Source organism: Pseudomonas sp. P116 (genome assembly GCF_020149425.1).
In the GTDB taxonomy this organism is placed as follows: domain Bacteria; phylum Pseudomonadota; class Gammaproteobacteria; order Pseudomonadales; family Pseudomonadaceae; genus Aquipseudomonas; species Aquipseudomonas anatoliensis.
The window spans coordinates 282,311-305,341 of the sequence record NZ_JACVHB010000004.1 but is presented as its reverse complement, the minus strand read 5'-3'; the positions used below and the strand labels follow the sequence as shown (position 1 = coordinate 305,341).

Genomic DNA, 23,031 nt, shown 5'->3' with positions numbered 1-23,031 from the left:
TCAGCGTTTCAGCGCCGATGCGTGGTGTGCCATATGCTCGCCAATGAAACTGGCAATGAAGTAGTAGCTGTGGTCGTAGCCTGGGCGCAGATTCAACGTGAGCGGGTGCCCCGTCTCGTCGCAGGCCTTGCGCAGCAGATCGGGCTGAAGCTGACTCTCCAGGAACTCGTCGCCCAAACCCTGATCCACCAGCAGCGGCAGACGCTCCTGCACGGTGCGAATCAGCTCCACGGTGTCGTACTGCTTCCACGCCTCCCGGTCGCTGCCCAGGTACGCCTCGAAGGCCTTGTGTCCCCAGGGAACCTGGGTGGGCGCGACGATGGGCGAGAAGGCCGAGACGCTTCGATAACGGCCCGGGTTGCGCAGGGCGATGACCAGAGCACCGTGTCCCCCCATGGAATGGCCGCTGATGCTCCGCTCCGCTGTCACGGGAAAGTGGGCCTCGATCAGCGCCGGTAGTTCCTGCACCACGTAGTCATACATCCGATGATTCGCAGCCCAGGGTTCCTGCGTGGCGTTGACGTAGAAACCTGCCCCCTGTCCGAGGTCATAGGCGGGATCGTCGGCAACGCCTTCGCCGCGAGCGCTGCTATCGGGCGCGACGACGGCAATGCCATGTTCGGCTGCGTAGCGCTGGACGGCGGACTTGGTGATGAAGTTCTGCTCGGTGCAGGTGAGGCCTGAAAGCCAGTACAGCACCGGCACCTTGCCGTGCTGTGCCTGCGGAGGCAGATAGACGCCGACTTTCATCGTGCAACCGAGCGTCGTGGATTCATGCTGATAAACGTCCTGCCAACCATCAAAGCTGGCGTGATGTTCGATGCGTTCCATGGTGTTCTCCTATGTTCAAAGGAACGGCGCAGCTCTCGCGCGCCAGGACGGCAGCTCGTCAGGAAGATTTCTCTTCCGCTGCCGTGTCGCCGTGGGCGTGTCTGATCCTGCGCACGATCCACCAGATCGTCAGCATCACCGCAGGCACCAGAACCGCCATCACCGGCGCCACGCTGTCGTGAACCATCGGAATGCCCTTGAGCAAATAGCCGAGAAGACTCACGACGTAATAAGAAATTGCCGCGACCGACAGGCCTTCGACGGTTTGCTGAAGGCGCAATTGCATCTTGGCCCGGTTGTTCATCGACGCAAGCAGATCGCGGTTCTGGCGTTCAAGCTCGACGTCGATCCAGGAACGCAGCAACGCGATGGCCCGGGTCAGCTTGTCGGAGAGCTTGGTCTGGCGCTCCTTTACGGATTGGCATGTCCGCATGGCGGGAGCGATGCGACGCTGCAGGAAATCCGCCCAGGTGCAGTACCCGGATACGGCCTCTTCCGAAAGCGCTGCCAGCCTTTCCTCGACGATCTCGTAGTAGGCACGGCTGGCGCCGAAGCGATAGAGATTCGCCGCAACGCCAGCTTCCAGCTCGGCAGCCAGGCCGGTCAATTCGGACAGCAGCACGTCGCTGTCGCGCCGTTCCACCAAGCTCGTACACATCTCGTCGGTGATCGCCGCAAGGCGCGACTCCATGCGTCGCAGTTCCGACGTCATCGATCGTGTCAACGGCAGGGACAGCAACGCCAAGGTGCGGTAAGTCTCGATCTCCAGCAGACGTTGAGCCAGCGCACCCGCCCGCGCCGGGGTCAAATCGCGGGCCAGGACGAGGATCTGCGTCAGGCCATCCTCATCCTGTCGAAAGTCGGTCAGGATGGCGGCAGAGCCGTTCTCCACCAGCGAGTAGCACAGGCTGGCAGGATCGAAGCGATCGACCTCCTTCTCCGTTTCCGGCGTCCACGGAAGAAGTCTCAAACGGATGCCGGATACGACCGGGCCGGGAGGAACAAATCCATGCTTGAACGGATTTTCGCCGCACGGCTCTCCCGTCTCGGAATCCAGCGAAGCGCACCAGAGATACGTCGAGAACTCGGTGTGCTTTTCGCAGTGCAGGTCTCCTTCATCCCATGTCACGCCGTGGAGCGGCGTAGTATGGTCGGGTTCGGCAACGCCGAAGCGATGAGACAACTCGCTCATCGCCATCTGATCCCTGGCCTGGTCGCCTTCGGTCATGAAAGCGAGCTGCAATATGCCGCGGGGGGCCTGAATCAAGAGATGCGGGCGCGCGTGCACTTCACCCACGGCGGCAGCACGATCGGTATAGGCCGGCATGCCGTACACGGTGGCGGTCGGGGTGGGTTGTACGGTCGTCGTATTGATGTTGGCCGGCTCTTTCATAACGACCTCATTTCTTCTTGGTTGAAAAACACGCTTCAAAGCAAATGCCCGCAGCCATGCGTTTCGCACATGGCTGCGGGCCGATCTTCATGAGCGGGCACCGCTCTACACGGTCCGTCTAATAGGCTCGCCGTGTAGAGGCTTGTGCTGGCCCTTTCAGAACGCCCTCAGCTTCCTAGCTTTCAGACGAAGGTGTACGAGCAAACCTTGTTGCCCGCCGGATCACGCAGGTAGGCCGCATAGGCACCCGGCAGGTGGCCACGCGGGCCAGGCTGGCCCTCGTCGGTGCCGCCTGCGGCAAGGCCGGCGGCGTGGAAGGCATCCACTTCGGCGGGAGTGGCGGCCGCAAAGCCGACCGTCACGCCGTTGCTGGAAGGCGCTTCACCATTGCCCGGACGGGCGATGATGAAAGCCGGCTTTTCGCGACCGAAAAGCACCCATCCGTTGCCGAAAGGACCGAGGTTCTTGATGCCGAGAGCACCCAGAGCGGCGTCATAGAACGCGGCCGACTTCTGGACGTCGGCGGCGCCGATGAAGACGTGCGAGAAGATGCCGTCGCCGGAAATGACAGGATTGGACATGGTTAATTTCCTTGGTGGTTGGTGTTGAATGGATAGTGAGTGATCAGTAGTGGATCACCGTGCGAATCGACTTGCCTTCATGCATCAGGTCGAAGGCGTGGTTGATCTCGTCGAGACCCATGGTGTGAGTGACGAACGGGGCGAGATCGATCTCGCCTTTCATTGCGTCTTCCACCATGCCCGGGAGTTGGGTGCGCCCCTTGACCCCGCCGAAAGCCGACCCCTTCCAGGTCCGGCCGGTGACCAACTGGAACGGACGGGTCGAGATTTCCTTGCCGGCCCCGGCGACGCCGATGACGATCGACTGGCCCCAGCCGCGGTGGGCAGCTTCCAGAGCCGAACGCATCACGTTGACGTTGCCGATGCACTCGAAGGTGTGATCGACACCCCAGCCAGTCATCTCGATCAGAACCTCGTGAATCGGCTTGTCGAAGTCCTTCGGGTTGAGACATTCGGTCGCGCCGAAGGTACGAGCCAGTTCGAACTTCGCCGGATTGGTATCGATGGCGATGATGCGGCCCGCTTTGGCCTGGCGTGCACCTTGAATCGCAGCGAGACCGATGCCGCCGAGGCCGAAGATGGCCACCGAGTCGCCGGGCTGTACCTTGGCCGTGTTGTGCACGGCGCCGATGCCGGTGGTCACGCCGCAGCCCAGCAGGCAGACGTGCTCGGGGTTGGCGTCCGGGTTGATCTTGGCCAGCGAGACTTCGGCGACGACCGTGTATTCGCTGAAGGTCGAGCAGCCCATGTAGTGGTAAAGCGGCTGACCGTTGTACGAGAAGCGAGTCGTACCATCGGGCATCAGCCCCTTGCCCTGGGTTGCGCGAACCGCGACACACAGGTTGGTCTTGCCGGACTTGCAGAACAGGCACTCGCCGCATTCGGCGGTGTAGAGCGGAATGACGTGATCGCCAGGCTTCACGCTGGTCACACCTTCACCCACCTCCACGACGATACCCGCACCTTCATGACCCAGCACGACCGGGAAGAGACCTTCGGGGTCGTCGCCCGACAGGGTGAAGGCGTCGGTATGGCAAACGCCGGTATTCGTGATCTTGATGAGCACCTCGCCCTTGCGCGGCGGCTCGACGTCGATCTCGACGATTTCCAGCGGCTTTCCTGGCCCGAAGGCAACTGCTGCACGTGATTTCATGATGTCGCTTCCTTTACTAGCTAACTAAATTTGCCCTCACCGAGGGCACCCTGGTGCCTCTATCGCAGATAGGAGCGGACGATAGAGATGGTCTCGTCAATGGACTTGTTCTGCGAATCGCTCCTGATTTCGCTACTGGGAAATTCTTCCCGCAGATAGCTCTCCAGAACGGTTGCCATCAATCCGTTGACTGCCCCACGAACGGCCGCAAGCTGCTGAAGAATTGCAGGGCATTCCGCACCTGCATCAAGCGTTTGCTCAAGAGTCGCTACCTGACCTTTGATGCGCCGGATGCGCGTCAGTGCTTGCTTCTTTTCTTCCGGACTGTGTGGCATCGAACACCTCTCTACTTGGGTACACCGCCGCATTATACAATACTCCCCCATAGTATATGCGGCCGAACTTTGCCACAAATTCTGTGCTCTTCGAGCACTCTTACAGGCTAGTACAGGTTTGTTCCCAAGAAGCGCAAAACATTCAAATCAATGAATATTTCTTGCATGTATCGACAGCATCGGGGCAAGTTCAAAACTGGTCAAACTGGAAAAATCTATGCGCAGATAGATATGACCTATCTAAGCCGACTCATCGAGTTGAAGCTATCAAGATGAGACCGGCTAGGCGACCTGATGACCCGAGTGTCGAGCTTTCCGCAGTGCAGGCAACATCTGTCCGTCCCAGTCACGATCGACCGCAACCTGGGCCTGTTCTTGGTTTCGTTCGAGTGCTTCAACGTCAAGATCACCGATCGCCCATGTCTGCGTGCCGCAAGTAGTCGCGAGAATGCCATCCTCGGGGAATCCACGATCCATGGGTGCATAGATCGTGGCCTCGCCAGTGTTCGTGTCCAGCGCCGGACTCCAGTCAGCAGCTCCGGTCGTCACGGCCTGTGCGACGAACATCCGGTTCTCCAGTGCCCGCGCCATGCAGCCCACACGAACCCGGGTTGCACCTGCCCTCGTGTCCGTACAGCTCGGGACCAACAGCAGGCGTGCACCCGCCTCTCGCTGGGCTCGCACGGGCAATGGAAACTCACTGTCGTAGCAGACAGCGATGCCGGCACGCACGCCTTTCAAATCGAACACCTTCAGTTCGTCGCCACCCTCGATGACGCCGGCGTCTTTCTCGAACCCCGTCAACTGCAATTTGTCTTGGTAGTCGCGTGTGCCGTCAGGCGCAAACCACCAAGCCCGGTTGCGGTAGCGGTCCAATCCAACCTGGGTCAAAAACGTACCGGCCTGAATGGTCATGCACAACTCGCGCGACAGGTCGGCATACAGTGCCAGCCACGCAGGCTGCAAGGCCTGCAGCGCGGCCAGAGAGGCGTTGAAATCATGGCGGATGCCAGGCTCGAACGTTGCAGCCAGTTCGAGGGATAGATACTCGGGCAACACGGCCAGTTCCGCCCCGCCACGGCGCGCCTCCTCCAGAACCAGCCGCTGCCGCGCAGCAAATGCCTCGAAGCCCGCGGGCTGACCCACTGAGTATTTCGCAACTGCTACTTTCATTTCGCGTTCTCCAGGGAGTGCAGCCACATCGTGAGCGTCTGCTCGGTTTCGCTCGGCTCACCCACCTGCTTCCAGGGCAGCGTAACCTTCATGTCCGACTGCCGCACGTAGCCGCGACGGGTCCAGAAGGGGTCATTACTGCGGTAGTTGGAAGGACGCCGGAGATCGTCGTCTGCACGATCCACCGACGCGAACGATGCCCACTGCATGCCGCCCAACGAACGGGCATGCGCTTCGCGCTCGTCAAAGAAGCGATGGCCCAGGCCAAGGCCCCGGAAGGCCGGGAGCAGGACTGATTCGCCGCAGTAAAACACTGCCTCCATCGGGATTCCTCGATCGGCGAACGGCACCTGGAAGGCCGGCTCCGCATCGCCGAGCGGCAATCCCGTGGACGCACCCACGACCACGTCATCAGCGAGCGCGAGTACCAGCAGGCTGTCTGCCGAACGGGCGTACATAGCGAGGTAGTGCTTCTCGTATTCGGTGTCGCCCTCGTACAGGTAAGGAAAGCTGCGGAAGACGCTCGCCCGCAGGCCTGCCACGGCATCGAACCATTCGGCAATGTCCGGACCACGATGAACCAGCACCTGCACGTCGCTGGTCATTTCAGGCGTCCCCTCCAACCTGTGCGATCCAGTCGCCGAGGTTGTAGTAGTTGGTGACACGAGCGATCTTGCCATCGCGGATCTCGAAGAACGCGCCGCCCGGCAGCACGTAGCGCTGGCCCTGGGCTTCCGGCAGCCCGTCGTCCGTGACCTTGTATTCGCCATGCACCACGTACTCCGCGCCTGCACACAGGCCGTCGGCGCTGACCATCACCACGATCCCGCGCAGTTGCTCGCCATAGCAGCGGTCCATGCGCTGCAGGAAGGCGCGGAAGGCTTCGCGACCGACCTCACGAGCGCCCTGGTTCAAGTCGTGCGCGACGTCATCGGTCAACATTGACAGCATGGCCTCGCGGTCACCGCGGTTGAAGGCGTCGTAGTAGGCAGTGATGAGAGTCGCAGCGTTCATTCGCGTTCCTTATTGGGTTGTTCGGAGCGGAGCATTCCGGGGTGTTGTCAGTCTGGGCAACCGCGCCTCCCTTGTATATGGAATTGTTGCGATTTTATAATTCCACAATCTGGAACAATCAACGAGCAGCGAAATCGGCCATAAGGCGTGCGTCATGAACAAGGAAATGGAACTACTGCGCATCTTTCGGGTGGCGGCCGAAAGCAGCAGTTTTCGCGATGCGGCCGTCCGGCTGGGGACTTCTCCGCAAGGTGTAACCCGTGCCATCCAGCAACTGGAGCAACACTACGGCGAGGTGTTGTTTCATCGAAGCACGCGCCAGGTGCGCATCACCGCCTTCGGCGAAGGGCTGCTAGACCAAGTGCGCCCCGCATTGGAGCGGTTCGAGGATCTGTGGCGAACGCCTGGCTCCGACCAGCAGGCCTCTCTGTCCGGTACGGTTCGCATCACCGCACCGCACAGCTTGGGCACCAGAGCGGTGCTACCGGCACTGGAGCGCGTGGCCGCGCGCCATCCCGGCATCACGCTGGATGTGCGCCTGTCCGATCGCATCAGCAATACGGTTGACGAAGGGATTGACGTCGGGATCAGGGTCGGATTCATGCGCGATAGCCGCTTCGTCGCACGCAAGGCCGCCGACATGAGACTCCCCATCGTTGCCGCTCCGCGCCTGATCAAGAAAGTGGGCGTACCTGCAAACATCGATGCGCTAAGCAGCCTGCCAGTTACCGTGGCCTTGGATATCAATACCGGCCGTCCCTGGCCTTGGCACTTCAAGGCGGGACGCCAGTGGACACCTACCGCACCCACTCTCGTCGCAGACAATGCCGACATGGAAATGGGAGCGGCGCTGGCCGGGATCGCGTTCGCGCAACTGGCGGACTACATGGCCGCCCCCTACATTGCCAGCGGGAAGCTCGTGCGAGTGCTGGAGAACGAAGAACCTCCGGCATGGGGGTTGTACGTCTATCGGCCTCAGCGTGGCCCCATTCCGGGAAGGGTTCGAGCGGTATTTGATGAAATGCTGGTCGCCGTTGGATCGTTGCCAGCTTTGCGCTGACACGTCGCAAGACGCTGTAGGGCACACACCTTGGAAAGCGGGGCACTGAGCCTCGGCGGCTCACCCCTCCGGTTGAATGATGAGCCGACCGTCTGCCCGCTTGCCCCAGATGCAGATCGGTCGGCCATGCAACCCAATGCCGGCGAACGATTAGATGTAAATGAATTGCCGGTACAACCCATCCAACTGACGACGAATGTCTTCGACGCGCTGCTCGTCACCGGTATCGGTAAATTCGAGTAGCTGCTGTTCCTTGGCAGTGATCTGATCGCAAAGGTCGGACAAGTTCTCGCAGAAAGCCTCGGAATGAACGGTGGGCTCCTCCGTATTCGTCTCTTCCCCTGCTAGTTTTCGCACAGACGAGGCTGGAGAAATCCCATTTTCCTCGTTAAAGGCAATTTGAAGCTGCCTGCGCCTATTGGTCTCATCGATCGCCTGCTTCATCGCCGGCGTCACCGCGTCGGCGTACAAGATCGCCTTGCCGTTTTCATTCCGAGCGACTCGACCGATCATCTGAATGAGCGCATGGGCCGAACGCAAGAACCCTGCACGGTCTGCATCGAGAATGGCAACCAATGATGCCTCTGGAATATCCAGCCCTTCGCGCAAAAGACTAATCCCAATCAAAACATCGAACTCTCCTGCGCGCAGGCCATTGATGATCTCAACACGATCCTCCGCTTTTATGTCCGAATGCATGTAGCGCGCTCGAATCCCGTTGTCCGTCAAGAAATCCGTTAGCTCTTCTGCACTGACCTTCGTCAGCGTAGTCACAAGCACTCGATTCTTTCTCTTCACGCACTTCGATATTTCGGCAAGCAGGTCATCTATGTATCCATCCGCTTTCCGCACTTCAACCTTGGGGTCAAGCAGTCCCGTTGGCCTGATAACCTGTTCGACAACCCTGCCTTTCGACACCCTCAGCTCGTAGTCGCCCGGAGTAGCGGAAACAAAGATGGTCTGAGGCTTGACCTTCTCGAACTCGTCAAAGTTCAATGGCCGGTTGTTCTTCGATGAAGGCAAACGGAACCCGTAATCGATCAGCGTGTCCTTGCGCGCCTGATCCCCCCGGTACATTGCGGATATCTGTGGCACCATGACATGAGATTCATCGACGAACAGCAGCCCGTCTTTCGGCAAATAATCCAGCAACGTGATCGGAGGAGAAGCTGCGTCTCGGTCGCTGAAGTAGCAGGAATAATTCTCCATCCCCGAGCAATAGCCGACCTCGCGCATCATTTCCACGTCATGCGTGATCCGCTCGTACAGCCTGATTGCCTCGACCAAGCGATTATTCCTGTTCAGCTCGGCAACCCGCTCTTCCATATCAGCGAGTATCTTTTTGGATGCAGAATCTATTTTGTTCGTGGGCGGCGCGAAAAGCGTTTTTGGCGAAACCAAATAATGGTCTATCTCTCCCAACGTCTTGCCGGTAACAGGGTCCATCCATTGGACAGACGCAACAGTGTCATCCAACAGTTCCACCCGAACCGCCCTGTACTCGGAATCAGCGGGGAAAATGTCAATCACATCACCTTGGACGCGGAACGTTGCACGCTTGAGAGTGCGCTCCGTGCGATCATATTGCAGCAAAGCCAAGCGACGAATTAGCTCTCTCTGGTTTAGTTTGACCCCAGGGGACAGAGCGATCTGTAGCGCTCGGTATGCATCTGGATCACCCAGGCCGTAGATTGAAGACACCGAAGCGACGACGATCACGTCACGACGCTCAATCAAGGATTTGGTCGTGGACAGGCGCAGGCGCTCAAGGTGGTCATTGATGGCCGAGTCCTTTGGAATGAAACGATCGGTGCCCGGCATATAGATTTCGGGCTGAAAATAATCGTAGTAGGAAACGAAGTACTCGACCGCGTTCTCAGGAAAGAAGTGCTTCATTTCACCATAAAGCTGCGCGGTCAACGTCTTGTTAGGAGCCAAGATCAACGTAGGCCGCTTCAGACGATGAATCACATTGGCCATGGTGAAGGTCTTACCTGAGCCGGTGATACCTTTCAGCGTCTGGTGCGTCGCACCTTCTTCTATGTCCGACAGCAGGCGCGCTATCGCCTCTGGCTGGTCCCCCGCCGGCGTATAGTTGGAGTGCAGAATAAACATACCGGTTGACATTAGATATCTCCTAATTGAGCTACTTCAATTTGTCCTGATGTATCGGCTATTCCAGAAGACCTATAGCAGTACCAAACTGGGGTGTAAATGACGGCGATCCTGCCGCGCCCCACCTGGGCGTAGGCGTCGCCAACATGATAGCCCAGCACATGGGCGGGCTTCCCAGTGCATATCCGCCGATCGCCACGACGTCAGCCAGCGGCCCGTCTGCCAATGCACCTGGAGCCACTCGCCTCGTTGAGCGCTGACATCGAGCCGTGGCGGGCGAGGTTGCTCTGTACGCCCAATGTGTGGCGCCGGCTCCCGCCGATACGCGCCTTTGTCTCTCTCAGCCCTCCAGACGAGGCGTTGGAAACGTGGAGCTACGTCAATGTCATCAACTTAAGGAATTTTTCCTATAAATATCATATAATTAGCGCTAAATTCAGCGCATAGGAGAAACCCTTTTGGCCCCTCATTCCACACCGTTTGACACCGCCCAGCAAACCCTGGCTTGAAAATTGTACAAAAAATAACCAGTCAGCTCGATTGTCCCGACTTCATCGATACCCACCGCCAGCGCCCTCACGACTTTACCCGCCGACGCCAACTGACCTTCAAGAACCTCGTCCTGTTTTTGCTCAATCAGCCACGCACCGCCCTGCAAACCGAGCTCGATCAGTTCTATCGCGTGCTCAACCAGGCCTCGGCCGAGACCCAGGTGGTCACCGCGCAGGCCTTCAGCAAGGCGCGCGGCAAGCTCAAGCCCGAGGTCTTCGAGAGCCTCAACCAAACCCTTCAGCAACAGCTCGACAGCCTCGGGCTGCGCCAGACGTGGCGCGGGTTACGGGTACTCGCCGTGGACGGCTCGACCGTCCATTTACCGCTGGAGTCGGTCATGACGCGCTTTTTCGGCTGCCATAGCGAGTTTCCCGTTGCCCGTCTGTCCATGCTCTACGACGTCGCCGACGGCCAGACGCTACACAGCCTGATCGTGCCATCCGCAGTCGGCGAGCGCGATTGCGCCCATCTGCACCTCGAGCATCTGCCCGCTGACAGCCTGACGTTGTTTGATCGCGGCTACCCCGGACACTGGCTGTTTGCGCTGTTCGAGCAGCACCGGCGACATTTCCTGATGCGCCTGCCGTGTGGCTACAACGCGCAGGTCAAACAGTTTCTCCGCTCGGGGCAGACAGAAGACACGCAGTTCTTCTCTGCCAGTCATCCCGAGGCGCGCCTGTTCTGTACCGAGGCCGGCGTCGATCCCGCGGGCCGGGTCGAATTGCGCCTGATCCGGGTCGAGCTAGCCAGCGGTGAAAGCGAAGTGCTGCTGACCTCCCTGCTGGATCGACAGGCCTTCCCGGCCGAGGTGTTCGCGGATCTTTACCACCGCCGCTGGGGCATCGAAACGGACTACCGCCGCCTCAAGCAGACCCTCTGCCTCGACAACTTTAGCGGCCGTAGCGTGACGGCCGTGAAGCAGGACTTTCATGCCGGGCAACTGCTGAAAAACCTAGCGCTGCTGATGCAACATCTGCTGCAACCGGTCATCGAGCAGCGCCACAAAGGCCGCAAGCTGCGCTGGAAGGTCAACTTCACCCAAGGGGTGTCACGCCTCAAGAACACCCTGGTCGACCTGCTGGTACGCCCCGGTGTGCAGGGGCTGGCCAACGTGATGGAGTTGATGGCCAACAGCCTCAGCGCTGTGCGCCCGGGCCGCAGCTTCCCGCGCCAGCGTATGCGCCTGGCCAGTCGCGGCTGCGAGGGCTACAAACCGACGCGCTAAGAACAAGCAGCACCCGAACTGCACCGCAAAAAAGCTGGCCAGACAGCGGCCGGCACGCGCTCGCCCGGAAAACGAGAAATCCCGCCCGCCGAGGCGAACCGGCATCCATTAAGCTGGCGTCTGGGTCGCACATGCGCTGAACTGGGGAGCAAAACCAGTGAAGGCACTGCTGCAACCGCGCGTCCAAGCCCCGGGATTTCTTGCCCCGGCCAGGGCTGGGGGCTTAAGTTGATGACATTGGGAGCTACGTCGCCCCTCTAAAGATGCACGATCTCAACATTCGGCCATTTGCCTGCAAGGTACTCGGCCACTAGCCTCCGATGGCAGTGATGGGGCTTGTCTTCGCTGCAAAGCAGGCAACTGTTATCAATCTTTTCTTTATCGATTGACTCAATCTTTCGGGACGACATTAAATCCAGAAATTTACTGGCGTAGATATCCCAATCTCCCCCTTTTATTTTATATTCCTCGAACATGTCTTTGGTTGGAGCAAGTGCTGGTAGATGTTCATATTCCATCCCACACAACGCCTCGGAAAAATATCGAAGATCCTCGCGTTTAGCGAATCCGGCCAATTGCGAAACATTATTCAGGCGAACATCGACAAGGCGCTTGGCACCAGATGCACTTAACTTGGTGAAGAAGGACCGCGCGGAGGTCTTAGTGAATCCAATCGTGAATATCTTCATCTGCCTTATTCCCCTCGTTCCTTCATCCATAAATGGCTGTTATTGAGCTACCGCCAGGCATGCCCGTCAATCGCAGCTAAGGAAACGCTGGGGGCATGGTGTACTAGCTGCGCCACAACGGCCATGGCAGGCTCCATTCTCTCGCCGCTTCAACGGCCACGACCCGAACAGCTCAAGAGCTTAGCACCGCCTTTTGCGGTTGCGTGCCTCACCACTCACGCTTACTCCCTTCCAGAACGCGCCAACTGCTAAGCTACATGAGGACGACTCGCCCACAGCGCAAAGCACCTGTGTTCGCGCTATTGGCTGTCCCGTGCGTTGTGGTGCTGACCGTCGATGACGAGTCGAACCTACTGTATGGACACTGCGCGCGGCAGCCTTTCATGCGTGCCAGCTACGTGCCCAAGGTTGGACGCGGATCGAAGCGTGCGCAGGGTTTTTCGTGAAAGTATAAAATCCAATCAACTTTATCAGAAGAAAATATATGATCGTAAGAAACTTTGAATACTTGCTTGCTTTGCACCGTGAAGGCCATTTTGGCAACGCGGCCAAAAGCTGCAATGTTTCTCAGCCGACACTCTCCGCGGGCATTAAGCAATTGGAGGAAGACATGGGTGTCGAGATCGTGCGTCATGGCCGACGCTATGACGGCCTCACTTCTGAAGGGATGCGCGTACTGTCTTGGGCTCAGCAGATGTATGACGTCTGCAAAGGGCTGGAGCGAGAACTCTCCGCACTACGGCGAGGTATAGAGGGGCAATTCCGGCTAGGGATACTCCCAGGAACTGCCGGTGTAGCGCCCACATTAAGCATCGCCCTTGCTGAAAAAACACCCTTACTTCAACAATCAGTTCTGGTTTCCGGCGCTTCTTCCCTGCTACAGGCGATTCGAGAAAACAATTTGGATATCGCACTCATGCATTTGGAGGATATCCCAGGGGAAGACTTCGATACTCACCTTCTGTACCGTGAACGCATTTTCCTTTTTCACGCCGCGAGAACACAGCAACCCCGAAGCACAACGTGGGACCATGTTCTCAATAGACAACTCTGCGTGCTGAACTCGGCAGTACCTGAACCCATTCAAGATAGGCTGATGCAATGTACCGCGCAGACTATTCGCACTGATTCAATTGACGTGCTATCGGCACACGTGGCGACAGGAAAATATTCGGCAGTTCTTCCGCAATCTCTCGCCGGCCAACTCGCGCACATTCCAAATCTCCACGCAATCGCAATCAATGGACCAATGTCGCACTCAAATGTCGGATTCGTTGCTGGGAAAAATGCGTTCGAGGCACCGTCATCGCGTGCATTGCTCGAAATGGTGCACACCCCCGAACTCGCCGCCACTCTTCAATCCGTTATATCGATCCATCGTCGGTTCCAGCCCAAAGCAGACTCATCTCAAAGCCCCCTGAAATAGCGAGTCTTGAAGAGCAACTCTGTATTGCTTCAACCAGGCGAAGATTGCAGGCATGCCGTGTGCGCCGCTAACAGGCGCCACGTGCTGAGCAACCCATCGAAGGCCACTAGGTCCAGGGGCAACTCGGGGGGCAGGAGTACCTGCTGCATGCGGCCTCCTCATGTCTCGCTGGGTCGAGCTGACTGTTCCTAGATCAAGCTAGGAGGCGCGATGTAGCGATGATCGTTGCCCTCTCCCGGCTAGGAGACGAGCACGGCTCGACGATCCCGCGTAGATAGATCGTGCCTATCTGCACATAGATTATTCCAGTTTGACCACTTCTGAGCTTGATCCGATGCTGTCAAGACCGCAGAAGGAGACGCGACCAACGGCTAGGCAATACCACGATCGTTCTTCTTGACAGCGGTAAATTTCGTTTCCCACTTCGATTTAGAAGATGGAAACATTAACGCACAGAGGTGACGAAATGACTCCGACCGGTAACCGAATCGTGACTTTCGAGAAGCCCTTGGAAATGAAGGTCAACACCTTCAAATTTCCAGAGCTGATAACCCCTCAAGGGAAAAGCGCACCCCATGGCGCTATCCTCAAAATAGTTACCACAAATATCTGTGGCAGCGACCTTCACATTTATCGCGGTTCGTTTGCTGTTCCCAAGGGAATGACCATGGGCCATGAAATGACCGGCGAAGTGATCGAAGTGGGATCAGACGTCGAAGTCGTGAAGAAGGGCGACATCGTTTCCGTTCCCTTCAATGTGGGGTGTGGGCGTTGCTACAACTGCAAGCATATGCGCTCCGATGTATGCGAGAACACCAACCCCGAAATCGACTGCGGAGCCTACGGGTTCAACCTCGGTGGCTGGACGGGGGGGCAAGGTGATTATCTCTTCGTACCGTATGCGGATTTCAATCTCCTTCGCTTCCCTGACAAGGATGCCGCCATGGAAAAAATCCGCGACCTGACCCTTCTCTCTGACGTATTACCCACAGCTTTCCATGGGTTCGCTGGCCCAGACTGGCCAGCCGCGCCGGCCTACGTCGTCGGCGAAAACATCCTGATCTTCGGTGCCGGGCCGGTCGGCAGAGCGGGTGCCGCCTGCGCCAGACTTCTGGGTGCAGGCGCCATCATCGTTGCCGATTACATTCAAGAGCGGCTGGACCTTCTCAAGCCACACGGCGTGGAAACCATCAACCTTTCCGACGGCGTGCCGATCGAGGAGCATCTCGAACGCATTACCGGGCACAGGGAGGTGGATCGCGTCATCGACTATGTTGGTGTGGACTGCCGCGGGTTTGGCGCGGAGGCTGACAAGATCGTGGAGAGCGCTGTTACCAACGCAATGCTCAAATATGTCCGCTTCGGCGGAATGACCAGTACGGTCGGTGTGTACTGCGCAAACCCGATCTCGAAAGACCCGAAAGCCAAGAAAGGCCATATGGATCTGGAATGGTCCAACGCCTGGATCAAGTCGCCGCGAATGTCGGCTGGTCAATCTCCGACGGCCAACTACAACCACGCGTTAATGCGGGCGATACTGAACGATCGCATGCCTTACCTTTCGCCGATGATGAACACTAAGTTCATCAAGCTCGAAGACGCGCCCGCCGCGTACAAAGAGTTCGACGCGGGTTCTGCATACAAGTACGTCATCGACCCGCATGGTTCAGTGCGGCATTAAGCATCCGGCGCGGGCTAAGCATCAGGATGTCTCACACTTTCTGGTGAGAGGCATTCTGGTCCCGCCAGTCTCCGGGCAGCAACTGGAGCCGGCGAATATTTTCGCCGGCATTTGCCGTCTGCCCCAGGGTACTTGCCTTGGCTCGGACCAGGAGCAGAGCCTCAGCAATCCGCAGGTGATGATCAACCGCAAGCGTGTTCAAGCGCTTGGTTCGCAATCGGCCAAGGGTCAGACGGGGACGATGCACGGCATCCATTGACGTGCGTGGCTGGAGATAGCCTTCGTCTGATCCTTATCACCCCACGGACTTGACAGGCTCGCCTGGTGTTGTGCCTGCCTCGGGCCATCGCACGGTCAACCCAGCCCTGGCTCATTCAGCCAGAAGTTTCCAATGATGTGGCCGAACTCGCCGCCGCCAGAATGGCAGTCACTTCTATAGGGAGATAGCACAGTGTTGGATAAGTCGGAACGGGAGGGTGGCCTATGGAGCTGCGCCATCTTCGCTGCTTCGTAGTTCTTGCTGAGGAGCTACATTTCACGCGGGCGGCTGAGCGCCTGCATATCGAACAACCACCGCTATCACGAGCCATCAAGGAACTTGAGGACGAGTTGGGCGTAGTGCTCTTCGACCGAAACCGACGAGGAACAGTTCTAACGGCGGCGGGCGCGGTCTTCTTGCAAGATGTTCGCCGTCTATTCACAGTGCTGGAACAGGCTCGTGAAAATGCCAAGGCTGTGGCATCGGGCTTGCGCGGTAGCCTGCGCATCGCTGTATCAGATGGGGCTATCGATCCACGGCTGTCGGCATTTCTGGCTCGTTGCCGCGCCGAGGAGCCGGAGATCGAAATACGCTTGTCAGAAGTGCCTCTGGCAGAGCAAGTGCGTGGCTTGCGTTCGGGCGACTTCATGATCGGGTTCGCGCACACGGGCGATGTCGGCGACGGTATCGCTGCCGAACCAATCTGGCACGACCCGCTGGTGATTGCGGTGCCAGCTCGTCACTCATTGCTCACCTACAAGGAGGTGCCACTTCAAGAACTTCAAGGCCATCCACTTGTCCTGTGCGACCCGCAGGTATGCGAGGGCTATTGCCGCGAACTCAAGCGGCTGCTCAACACGTTGGAGCACAAGCTGAATGTTGTCGAGGAAGTGTCCTCGCTGGACATGATGCTCACGTTGGTCGGCGCCGGCTACGGCATCGGCTTCATGACGGCGACCAAGATTCCCATCTCCCAACGGCCGGATGTGGTGATCCGCCCCTTGGCGATGGATTCTGCCGTGATCACCACCTACCTGCTTCGGCCCGACGGCGGCAATTTATCGGCTTCGGTGGAGCGATTTATCGTTCGCCTTCGCGACTCTTCGGACGGTTGACGGAGCCTGGCAGGCTAGACACTCAGGGATCAGTGTCGGCACGCAGATTGCGTTCGGTCGCCGTCATCAGGTCAGCCGCGCTTATTCCAAGTGCCGTAGAAATTTTCAGTATGAGCGGAAGCGTGGGCACGTGCTCACCACGCTCGATCTTACCCATGTGAGAACGCGAAATGCTTGCCCGAGATGCGAACTCGTCTTGCGCGACTCCTTGAGCGACGCGCGCAGCGCGCACGGCCTGTCCGAAGGCTAACGCCGACTCGGATTCATACGTCGATGTGCCAGAAGGACGGCCTGGCTGAATTGTTGATTTCTGCATTAGCAGAAGCGTCAAACAATCTGCCACAATTAACCACGTTAAAGATAACGACGTTAAACTTCACTCTTTCCTGCAACGCTGGTTTGCCTTTCTGGACAGATCGCTTATTGGGGGCCCTCATGCATGACGCCACCAGCCAGTTTTCCCATTTCAGGCTTGCTATCGCGCCCGGAGTGCCATCCTCTTGCCTCACAACGCTTCTTGCCCTACAGCGCGCGGAGGAACCAGAAGTCACCATCACGTTCTTTGAGACCTCAGCCGATGATCTGTTGACGGGCCTTGAGGAAGGCCGCTACGACGCTGGAATGACGCTTCGGAACGCTGGTGCTCCGGCCGTGAAAAGCCAACCGCTCTGGGTGGAGAACGTGGCTGTTGCAGTGCCGCTGGGGTCCCCCTTAGTTGCCCAGGCGAAGATCACGCTTGCCGAGCTTCTGGACTATCCGGTGTTTCGCTGGCCGGCGGAGGCTTGCCTACTGCTGGATCAGCGACTGTCCTTTCTTCCGTTGAGCCAGCAGAGCATTCAGCACGTGACTTCGTTCGAGATGATGGCGCTTTGGGTGACCGCTGGCTACGGAGTGGGGCTCTCCGCGCAATCGCGCATTGAGCGTGCCCATGCGTGGGGGATCACTATGCGACCGCTTTCAGACGGCCCCTACGAGATCGTGACATATCTGCAGCGGCCCCACGGACGAGCCAATGTTGTTTCTGAGCGGTTCGAGCACAGGGCAATGTTGGTTGCCAGGGACAGGGCGGCTTGCTCGAATACCCCATAGCCCGCTCTCGCCGAGGCTGCGTGCGGGTAATTGCAGCGGCACGCGCCTGTTAGCGCGCCAGTGATAGCGCTTCCATCTCTGGCAATATGATGAATTAACATGGTCTTTGGAGGCACGAATGGTTGGAAGTGGTTGGGATCGAGTACCAATTGACTCGCAAAGCATCGATGCGCCGCTGTCGCGCGCGGCGGTGTTTCTCACGTTGACAGTCGCCGAGGGCCACGAGGCCCTTCAGGCGGTCGCCGGCGTCTTGGACGGGCTGGACGACCTGATCAAAACGGTGGGCTTCCGCGATCTCAACGGCCGGCTGTCGTGCATCACTGCACTGGGATCGGCGCTATGGGACCGTTTCCAGACCGGGAAGCGCCCGAAGGAACTACGGCCCTTCGTGCCCATCGAGGGTGCCAAGCACACCGCGCCTGCCACGCCCGGCGACCTGTTCTTTCACATCCGTGCCGAACGCGAGGACCTCTGTTTTGAATTCGAGCGCCTGCTGCTGGACCAACTGGGCAGCAGCGTGACGGTGGCCGACGAGGTGGTCGGTTTTCGCTACTTCGACTCCCGCGACCTGCTTGGCTTTGTCGATGGCACGGCCAACCCGACCGGGCACGACATCGGCGCCTCGACGCTGGTCGGCAGTGAAGATCAGGCGTTCGCCGGCGGCAGCTACTTGGTGGTGCAGAAGTATCTGCACCAAATGCAGCCGTGGGCTCGGCTCGCCAAGGACGAGCAAGAGCGGATCATCGGCCGGGAGATCGTCAGCAATGTCGAATTGCCCGACGCGACGAGCGGCCAGAAATCGCACAAGACCCTCGCCACGATCGTGGACGACGACGGCACCGAGCACGACATCCTGCGCGACAACATGCCCTTCGGCCGCCCCGGCCAGGGCGAATATGGCACCTACTTCATCGGCTACTCCAGGCATCTGTGGGTGACGCAGAAGATGCTGGAGCGCATGTTCCTCGGCGATCCGCCAGGCATGCACGACCGCCTGCTCGATTTCTCGACGGCGCACACCGGCGCCGTGTTCTTCGCTCCCGCACCGCGCACGCTGAGCGAACTCGTGGAGGCGGTGCAAGCGTAATGCAGGGGCCGCAAGGCCCCTGCAAGGTTTGAGAGCCCTATGCTCCGTCTAGAACTACTGCGCTATCCACCAGCCGACGAACGCTTTGCCGCACATCCTCGGGGATGGGGTACGGGGCAATGGCCTCGGGCATATCCGCATAGTGCTGGTAGTCGCCCATGATGACCTGGATGATCGCCGGCACGTTGGTCGGCGTGACCGCATCAATGGCCGCGCGGTCCCCCAGGTCAGGGTGCGGCTGGGTCAGCATGCGGTACAGATCCCACGAATCCGCGTGCGGGCACTGGTTCATGAGCACCTGGGCCAGCTTGTGCTTGAGCGGCACCAGTTGCCAATCGGGAACACGCTGCCCCCGATTGCCCAAACTGATGGACAGCAACTTGCCCGCTTTCAGTTCGCGGTTGATCTGGTCCTTGGACTTTCCGGCCAGCTTGCCGAACAGCGGGACCGGCAAGCTGCTTGGAGACTCGTAGATGGTCAGCATTTCCTCGCGCTCGCGCTGGATCGCGGACACTTCCGGCTCTGGGGCATGCGTCGGAGGCGGCGGTACCTGAGACAGCCGCTGGAACGTGATGCCGCCGTTGCTCGGGGTTACGACAATAGGCGTGGCCACGACGGGCGGGACGCCGGGAGGAGTGGGCTCGGCCATCGCGAGGGTCGCATCCACCGCTTCCTCCACTTCTGCCATCGCCGGCACCCCGTCGATACGGATGGTCAGATGCGCGCTCGCGGCTTCCACTTCGCCCTGTTCGAGCAGGTCGAGCCGATCGGCCCAGTCCTGCATCATCCGACGGCGCGGCTCAACGTACTTGGCGTGGTTGTAGGACGAACTCACCTTGTTGGGGTCGGAATGGGAAAGCTGCGCGTCCACCCAAATCTTCGGGTAGCCAATCTCGTTGAGCGCCGTCGAGATAGTGCCGCGGATGCCGTGGCCGGTCAGGCGCCCCTCATAGCCCATGAGCTGCACGGCCTTGTTGAGGGTGTTCTCGCTGATGCGCTTCTTGAGTTCGCTGCGGTGTGACAGCAAGTACTTCTGCGCCGGCCGCATCACCCCCAGGAGATAGCGCACGATCTCGATGGCCTGCAGGGATAGCGGCACGATATAGGGGGGCACATCCTGCGGCCGCTTCCCTGCCTTGCGCATTTCATCCTGGAGCTGCTTGACGATCTGCGGTGGGATGATCCACAAGCCCCTGTCGAGGTCGAACTGTTCGGGTTCGGCCAATCGCAGTTCGCCGGTGCGCACCCCGGTCAGGAACAGCAGCCGGACGCCAAGCTGGGTCTGCCAGCCACGGGGGTTGTAGAGCCGGAGCTTCTGGAGGAACTCGGGCATCTCGGGCAGGTGCAGGTAGGGATTGTGGGCTACGGGGGGCTTGGGCTCTGCCACCACGTCCAGGTCGGCGGCCGGGTTGACTTCCAACCCCTCGGCAATGACCAGGGCATAGCGGAACAACTGGTTGAACCAGGTGCGGACCTTCTCGGCGGTGGTGAACGCCTTGCGTTTCTCGATCGCCGCCAAGACGCCCAGGAGTTGGGGGCGGCGAATGTCGTAGATCGACATTCTTCCCAGGGTGGGCAACACGTCCTTGTTGAAGATGCGCAGGATCTGCGACAGCGTGCTTTGACGGCCTTCCTTGAGTTCCTTGCGGCGATGCTCGACCCAGGCATCGAAGACGGTCTTGAAGGTGTATTCGCCCGCCAGCTTGGCCGCGTGCCGTTTCTGGTCGCGCTCGACCTGAGGATCGATCCCCCTGGCGAGCAGGGCCTGGGCCTTGTCTCGCTCGATCCGGGCCTCGCGCAGGCTGAGAGCAGGATAGCCGCCCAGGCACAGGCGCTTTTGCTTGCCCAGCCAGTAGTAGCGGAATTGCCATGACTTGCCGCCTGCGGCTGAGACCATCAGGCCCAGGCAGTCGTTGTCGGAGAGGGTGTAGCGTTTTCCGGTGGTCTTCGCCTGCCGGACGGTCAGATCAGAGAGCGCCATTTCGAGACTCCTAAGTAATGACTTAGGCCCTATGCTCGTCATGGTCCCCGCTCAGCCCCAGCAACTATCCGGTAGCCGACCCACCCGTATTCTTGTGCCTTATTTGGTCACTCAAAAACGGTAGCTGTGGGTGGATTTCCGTGGCACTCGCTGGAATGAAAAAAGGAGCCGAAGCTCCTTTTTTCAATGACCTACAGACCCCAGTAGAAGTCTGTGGATCAAAATTTGGAGCGGGAAACGAGACTCGAACTCGCGACCCCGACCTTGGCAAGGTCGTGCTCTACCAACTGAGCTATTCCCGCAAATGGCGTCCCCTAGGGGACTCGAACCCCTGTTACCGCCGTGAAAGGGCGGTGTCCTAGGCCACTAGACGAAGGGGACACGCTACCCGGAACACATGGTGTGTGTTTCGGTGTCCAGATCCGCATCCGAAGACTTGGTTCTGGTTTCACTCAGCCCCGCCCTAAAGCAGTGCTGTTTAAAAATGGAGCGGGAAACGAGACTCGAACTCGCGACCCCGACCTTGGCAAGGTCGTGCTCTACCAACTGAGCTATTCCCGCATTGGCGTCCCCTAGGGGACTCGAACCCCTGTTACCGCCGTGAAAGGGCGGTGTCCTAGGCCACTAGACGAAGGGGACACACTACAACATTCACTCCCTACCGCGTTTCGCTGTGTGCTTTACGCTGTAAGTGGCGCGCATTCTATGGATGGATTGGAGGGTCGTCAACCCCCTGATATAAATTTATTTAAATCAATGACTTCGACCTGCTTTCAGGCCCCGTTCCGGCTTTTCCTTCGCCCGACGATTGACGCCTATATTCCGGCAGTCGCCAAGACGTTATAGTCACCGCACAGTGATGGCAATCTGCATATCATGCGCCAGCATTCATATAAGTGGTGCATGGCCGATACAGATAGAACCCACTGCGCCAACTCGTCGAACGGCGCTAGGCGCATAAATGCCCAACCACTACACTCGCATGCGAACCCTATAAAGAGGTCTTACCGGTGACACCACTCATGATCACCCTGCTAGTAGTAGCCGGGATCGCAATTCTGATCGCCATTGGCTACATGAACCATGTGGTGGAAAACAACAAACTGGAAAAGGCCCGCACCAAAGTCGAACTCAACGACCGCCTGCGCCGTTGCGGCGAACTGACCGAGACCTTCCCCGGCCAGTTCATGACCCCGGCCCTCAAGCTGTTGCTGACCCGCCTGGAACTCAACGTCTGCCAGCGCCTGCTGAACCTTGAGAAAACCAGCGCCGCCACCAAAGCCCGCATCACCGAACTGAATGCACTGGTAGCCCAAGGCGAATCGATCCCGGTCAACAATCCACCGGCGCCGATCCTGACCGAATCCAAAGCCAAAGACGTACGCTTCCTCCTCGAAGCCCTGCACGGCCAGATCACCCGCGCCGCCCATGACGGCTTCCTGCCACCGAACGAAGCCAAACACTGGATCCGCGAAGTCCGCCATATACTGGTACTGCTGCACATCGAGTTCTTCAACAACCTCGGCCAACAGTCCCTGCAACAAAACCAACCCGGCCAGGCCCGCCTCGCCTTCGAACGCGGCGTGCAATACCTGCGCAAACAGCAAGACCCGCAGATGTATGCCGAACAACTGCAGTACCTGGAAAAACTGCTGGCTCGCGCCAACGCCCAGGTCATGGACAAAATCGCCCCGGTCGAAGGTGAAGAAAACCAACTGACTGCAGGGCTCAAGGATGCTGAAGCAGATGCGGACTGGAAGAAAAAAGTCATCTACGACTGATCGCTGATGCTGAAAGAGAAGCCACCGAGAGGTGGCTTTTTTGTGGGCTGATGTTGGTGTTTCATTTGCACAAGCAAGGTGAATGACAGGTCGCCATCGCGAGCAGGCTCACTCCTACAGTTTGGGATGGATGCATTCAACCAGGGATTGGCCAGCTCACACAAAGAGCAACAGCAAAATCAAAAGATCGCAGCCTTCGGCAGCTCCTACAGGGAGTCCCCACTACAAGCAAAACAGCAAGCAGCACCACCGCGGCGCAGCCGCCCCACTCAACAGAATGAGCGTTAGCTCGACTGCAGCTCTTGATCTTGATTCACCTGCCCCGTCGGCAGGCTGAGAGGAGGGATTCATCCGGGGGGCAGGCGCGCAGCGCCGTTCGACGAAGTCGAACACATCGAAAGGAGGTGCAGCGAAGCAAACCGGAAGCGATGCGCCCGGATGGATCCCGGAGCGAAGGAACCCCGAGCCCCAGCGAGCGGGCCGAACGTTGG

Annotated in this window: 20 protein-coding genes and 4 tRNA genes; 8 read left to right on the top strand and 16 right to left on the bottom strand. The window is 58.8% G+C overall.

Annotated features, from left to right (window positions below; genetic code table 11):
- From fghA to ICA15_RS15680, 8 genes are all read right to left on the bottom strand, one after another.
- Positions 1 to 831 carry an S-formylglutathione hydrolase gene (fghA, locus tag ICA15_RS15715; protein ID WP_023464790.1) on the bottom strand — a complete coding sequence of 277 codons (831 nt, stop codon included), beginning with the start codon at positions 829 to 831 and terminating at the stop codon, positions 1 to 3.
- Between the two features lie 58 nt (positions 832 to 889).
- Positions 890 to 2,224: a DUF3422 family protein gene (locus tag ICA15_RS15710; RefSeq protein WP_023464791.1), complete on the bottom strand. Its 1,335-nt coding sequence runs from the start codon at positions 2,222 to 2,224 to the stop codon at positions 890 to 892.
- 182 nt (positions 2,225 to 2,406) lie between these two features.
- Positions 2,407 to 2,805, bottom strand: a complete 399-nt coding sequence (locus ICA15_RS15705; RefSeq protein WP_023103885.1) for a VOC family protein — start codon at positions 2,803 to 2,805, stop codon at positions 2,407 to 2,409.
- Positions 2,806 to 2,848: 43 nt separating this feature from the next.
- Complete coding sequence (locus ICA15_RS15700; protein ID WP_011871467.1) at positions 2,849 to 3,958, bottom strand: S-(hydroxymethyl)glutathione dehydrogenase/class III alcohol dehydrogenase; 1,110 nt, start codon at positions 3,956 to 3,958, stop codon at positions 2,849 to 2,851.
- Positions 3,959 to 4,017: 59 nt separating this feature from the next.
- Positions 4,018 to 4,293 carry a formaldehyde-responsive transcriptional repressor FrmR gene (gene frmR / locus ICA15_RS15695; protein WP_028690946.1) on the bottom strand — a complete coding sequence of 92 codons (276 nt, stop codon included), beginning with the start codon at positions 4,291 to 4,293 and terminating at the stop codon, positions 4,018 to 4,020.
- Positions 4,294 to 4,575: 282 nt separating this feature from the next.
- Entirely contained in the window at positions 4,576 to 5,466 is an 891-nt protein-coding gene (locus tag ICA15_RS15690; RefSeq protein WP_060764854.1) for a carbon-nitrogen hydrolase family protein, read from the bottom strand.
- Positions 5,463 to 6,071, bottom strand: a complete 609-nt coding sequence (locus ICA15_RS15685) for a GNAT family N-acetyltransferase (protein WP_060764853.1) — start codon at positions 6,069 to 6,071, stop codon at positions 5,463 to 5,465. Before ICA15_RS15685 ends, ICA15_RS15690 begins: the two co-directional genes overlap by 4 nt.
- 1 nt (position 6,072) lies before the next feature.
- Positions 6,073 to 6,480 (bottom strand): ketosteroid isomerase-related protein, encoded by a 408-nt coding sequence (locus ICA15_RS15680; RefSeq protein ID WP_023103882.1) that lies wholly within the window; start codon positions 6,478 to 6,480, stop codon positions 6,073 to 6,075.
- Positions 6,481 to 6,634: 154 nt separating this feature from the next.
- Here ICA15_RS15680 and ICA15_RS15675 point away from each other — a divergent pair, with 154 nt between their 5' ends.
- Positions 6,635 to 7,540 carry a LysR family transcriptional regulator gene (locus tag ICA15_RS15675; protein WP_023103881.1) on the top strand — a complete coding sequence of 302 codons (906 nt, stop codon included), beginning with the start codon at positions 6,635 to 6,637 and terminating at the stop codon, positions 7,538 to 7,540.
- Positions 7,541 to 7,690: 150 nt separating this feature from the next.
- Here ICA15_RS15675 and uvrB read toward each other — a convergent pair whose 3' ends face one another.
- Complete coding sequence (uvrB, locus tag ICA15_RS15670; protein WP_020924944.1) at positions 7,691 to 9,667, bottom strand: excinuclease ABC subunit UvrB; 1,977 nt, start codon at positions 9,665 to 9,667, stop codon at positions 7,691 to 7,693.
- 493 nt (positions 9,668 to 10,160) lie between these two features.
- On the opposite strand from uvrB, the gene ICA15_RS15665 reads away from it, so the two are divergent.
- On the top strand, positions 10,161 to 11,432 hold the full coding sequence (locus ICA15_RS15665) for an IS4-like element ISPa45 family transposase (protein ID WP_020924943.1): 1,272 nt from the start codon (positions 10,161 to 10,163) through the stop codon (positions 11,430 to 11,432).
- 257 nt (positions 11,433 to 11,689) lie between these two features.
- Here ICA15_RS15665 and ICA15_RS15660 read toward each other — a convergent pair whose 3' ends face one another.
- Complete coding sequence (locus ICA15_RS15660; protein WP_023835768.1) at positions 11,690 to 12,121, bottom strand: DUF488 family protein; 432 nt, start codon at positions 12,119 to 12,121, stop codon at positions 11,690 to 11,692.
- A 484-nt stretch (positions 12,122 to 12,605) separates the two neighbouring features.
- Between ICA15_RS15660 and ICA15_RS15655 the strand changes: the two genes are divergently transcribed.
- The 3 genes from ICA15_RS15655 to ICA15_RS15645 all read left to right on the top strand — a co-directional run bounded on the left by ICA15_RS15655 (position 12,606) and on the right by ICA15_RS15645 (position 16,602).
- Positions 12,606 to 13,547 carry a LysR family transcriptional regulator gene (locus tag ICA15_RS15655; RefSeq protein WP_060765353.1) on the top strand — a complete coding sequence of 314 codons (942 nt, stop codon included), beginning with the start codon at positions 12,606 to 12,608 and terminating at the stop codon, positions 13,545 to 13,547.
- A gap of 466 nt (positions 13,548 to 14,013) precedes the next feature.
- Positions 14,014 to 15,228, top strand: a complete 1,215-nt coding sequence (locus tag ICA15_RS15650) for a glutathione-independent formaldehyde dehydrogenase (RefSeq protein ID WP_023093406.1) — start codon at positions 14,014 to 14,016, stop codon at positions 15,226 to 15,228.
- A 483-nt stretch (positions 15,229 to 15,711) separates the two neighbouring features.
- Positions 15,712 to 16,602 carry a LysR family transcriptional regulator gene (locus ICA15_RS15645; protein ID WP_023103878.1) on the top strand — a complete coding sequence of 297 codons (891 nt, stop codon included), beginning with the start codon at positions 15,712 to 15,714 and terminating at the stop codon, positions 16,600 to 16,602.
- A gap of 22 nt (positions 16,603 to 16,624) precedes the next feature.
- On the opposite strand, the gene ICA15_RS15640 is transcribed toward ICA15_RS15645, so the two are convergent.
- Positions 16,625 to 16,918 (bottom strand): helix-turn-helix domain-containing protein, encoded by a 294-nt coding sequence (locus ICA15_RS15640; protein ID WP_009459591.1) that lies wholly within the window; start codon positions 16,916 to 16,918, stop codon positions 16,625 to 16,627.
- Between the two features lie 119 nt (positions 16,919 to 17,037).
- On the opposite strand from ICA15_RS15640, the gene ICA15_RS15635 reads away from it, so the two are divergent.
- Both ICA15_RS15635 and ICA15_RS15630 read left to right on the top strand, forming a co-directional pair.
- Positions 17,038 to 17,691: a substrate-binding domain-containing protein gene (locus tag ICA15_RS15635; RefSeq protein ID WP_023106332.1), complete on the top strand. Its 654-nt coding sequence runs from the start codon at positions 17,038 to 17,040 to the stop codon at positions 17,689 to 17,691.
- 118 nt (positions 17,692 to 17,809) lie between these two features.
- A complete protein-coding gene (locus tag ICA15_RS15630; protein WP_020924940.1) occupies positions 17,810 to 18,778 on the top strand; it encodes a Dyp-type peroxidase in 969 nt (322 codons plus the stop codon).
- 37 nt (positions 18,779 to 18,815) lie between these two features.
- Here the strand turns inward: ICA15_RS15630 and ICA15_RS15625 are convergent, their stop codons facing one another.
- The 5 genes from ICA15_RS15625 to ICA15_RS15605 form a co-directional block, all read right to left on the bottom strand.
- Positions 18,816 to 20,759, bottom strand: coding sequence for a tyrosine-type recombinase/integrase (locus tag ICA15_RS15625; protein WP_009876631.1), 1,944 nt, complete (start codon positions 20,757 to 20,759; stop codon positions 18,816 to 18,818).
- A gap of 226 nt (positions 20,760 to 20,985) precedes the next feature.
- Positions 20,986 to 21,061 (bottom strand) — tRNA-Gly (locus tag ICA15_RS15620).
- 3 nt (positions 21,062 to 21,064) lie between these two features.
- A tRNA-Glu gene (locus ICA15_RS15615) sits at positions 21,065 to 21,140 on the bottom strand.
- Between the two features lie 104 nt (positions 21,141 to 21,244).
- A tRNA-Gly gene (locus tag ICA15_RS15610) sits at positions 21,245 to 21,320 on the bottom strand.
- 2 nt (positions 21,321 to 21,322) lie between these two features.
- Positions 21,323 to 21,398 (bottom strand) — tRNA-Glu (locus tag ICA15_RS15605).
- A gap of 383 nt (positions 21,399 to 21,781) precedes the next feature.
- Here ICA15_RS15605 and ICA15_RS15600 point away from each other — a divergent pair.
- Complete coding sequence (locus ICA15_RS15600; RefSeq protein ID WP_210554042.1) at positions 21,782 to 22,540, top strand: hypothetical protein; 759 nt, start codon at positions 21,782 to 21,784, stop codon at positions 22,538 to 22,540.
- Positions 22,541 to 23,031: the final 491 nt, after the last annotated feature.

Coding starts and splice junctions, on each gene's coding strand:
- fghA (WP_023464790.1), bottom strand. CDS start 831: ATGGAACGCATCGAACATCACGCCAGCTTTGATGGTTGGCAGGACGTT.
- ICA15_RS15710 (WP_023464791.1), bottom strand. CDS start 2,224: ATGAAAGAGCCGGCCAACATCAATACGACGACCGTACAACCCACCCCG.
- ICA15_RS15705 (WP_023103885.1), bottom strand. CDS start 2,805: ATGTCCAATCCTGTCATTTCCGGCGACGGCATCTTCTCGCACGTCTTC.
- ICA15_RS15700 (WP_011871467.1), bottom strand. CDS start 3,958: ATGAAATCACGTGCAGCAGTTGCCTTCGGGCCAGGAAAGCCGCTGGAA.
- frmR (WP_028690946.1), bottom strand. CDS start 4,293: ATGCCACACAGTCCGGAAGAAAAGAAGCAAGCACTGACGCGCATCCGG.
- ICA15_RS15690 (WP_060764854.1), bottom strand. CDS start 5,466: ATGAAAGTAGCAGTTGCGAAATACTCAGTGGGTCAGCCCGCGGGCTTC.
- ICA15_RS15685 (WP_060764853.1), bottom strand. CDS start 6,071: ATGACCAGCGACGTGCAGGTGCTGGTTCATCGTGGTCCGGACATTGCC.
- ICA15_RS15680 (WP_023103882.1), bottom strand. CDS start 6,480: ATGAACGCTGCGACTCTCATCACTGCCTACTACGACGCCTTCAACCGC.
- ICA15_RS15675 (WP_023103881.1), top strand. CDS start 6,635: ATGAACAAGGAAATGGAACTACTGCGCATCTTTCGGGTGGCGGCCGAA.
- uvrB (WP_020924944.1), bottom strand. CDS start 9,667: ATGTCAACCGGTATGTTTATTCTGCACTCCAACTATACGCCGGCGGGG.
- ICA15_RS15660 (WP_023835768.1), bottom strand. CDS start 12,121: ATGAAGATATTCACGATTGGATTCACTAAGACCTCCGCGCGGTCCTTC.
- ICA15_RS15655 (WP_060765353.1), top strand. CDS start 12,606: ATGATCGTAAGAAACTTTGAATACTTGCTTGCTTTGCACCGTGAAGGC.
- ICA15_RS15650 (WP_023093406.1), top strand. CDS start 14,014: ATGACTCCGACCGGTAACCGAATCGTGACTTTCGAGAAGCCCTTGGAA.
- ICA15_RS15645 (WP_023103878.1), top strand. CDS start 15,712: ATGGAGCTGCGCCATCTTCGCTGCTTCGTAGTTCTTGCTGAGGAGCTA.
- ICA15_RS15640 (WP_009459591.1), bottom strand. CDS start 16,918: ATGCAGAAATCAACAATTCAGCCAGGCCGTCCTTCTGGCACATCGACG.
- ICA15_RS15635 (WP_023106332.1), top strand. CDS start 17,038: ATGCATGACGCCACCAGCCAGTTTTCCCATTTCAGGCTTGCTATCGCG.
- ICA15_RS15630 (WP_020924940.1), top strand. CDS start 17,810: ATGGTTGGAAGTGGTTGGGATCGAGTACCAATTGACTCGCAAAGCATC.
- ICA15_RS15625 (WP_009876631.1), bottom strand. CDS start 20,759: ATGGCGCTCTCTGATCTGACCGTCCGGCAGGCGAAGACCACCGGAAAA.
- ICA15_RS15600 (WP_210554042.1), top strand. CDS start 21,782: ATGATCACCCTGCTAGTAGTAGCCGGGATCGCAATTCTGATCGCCATT.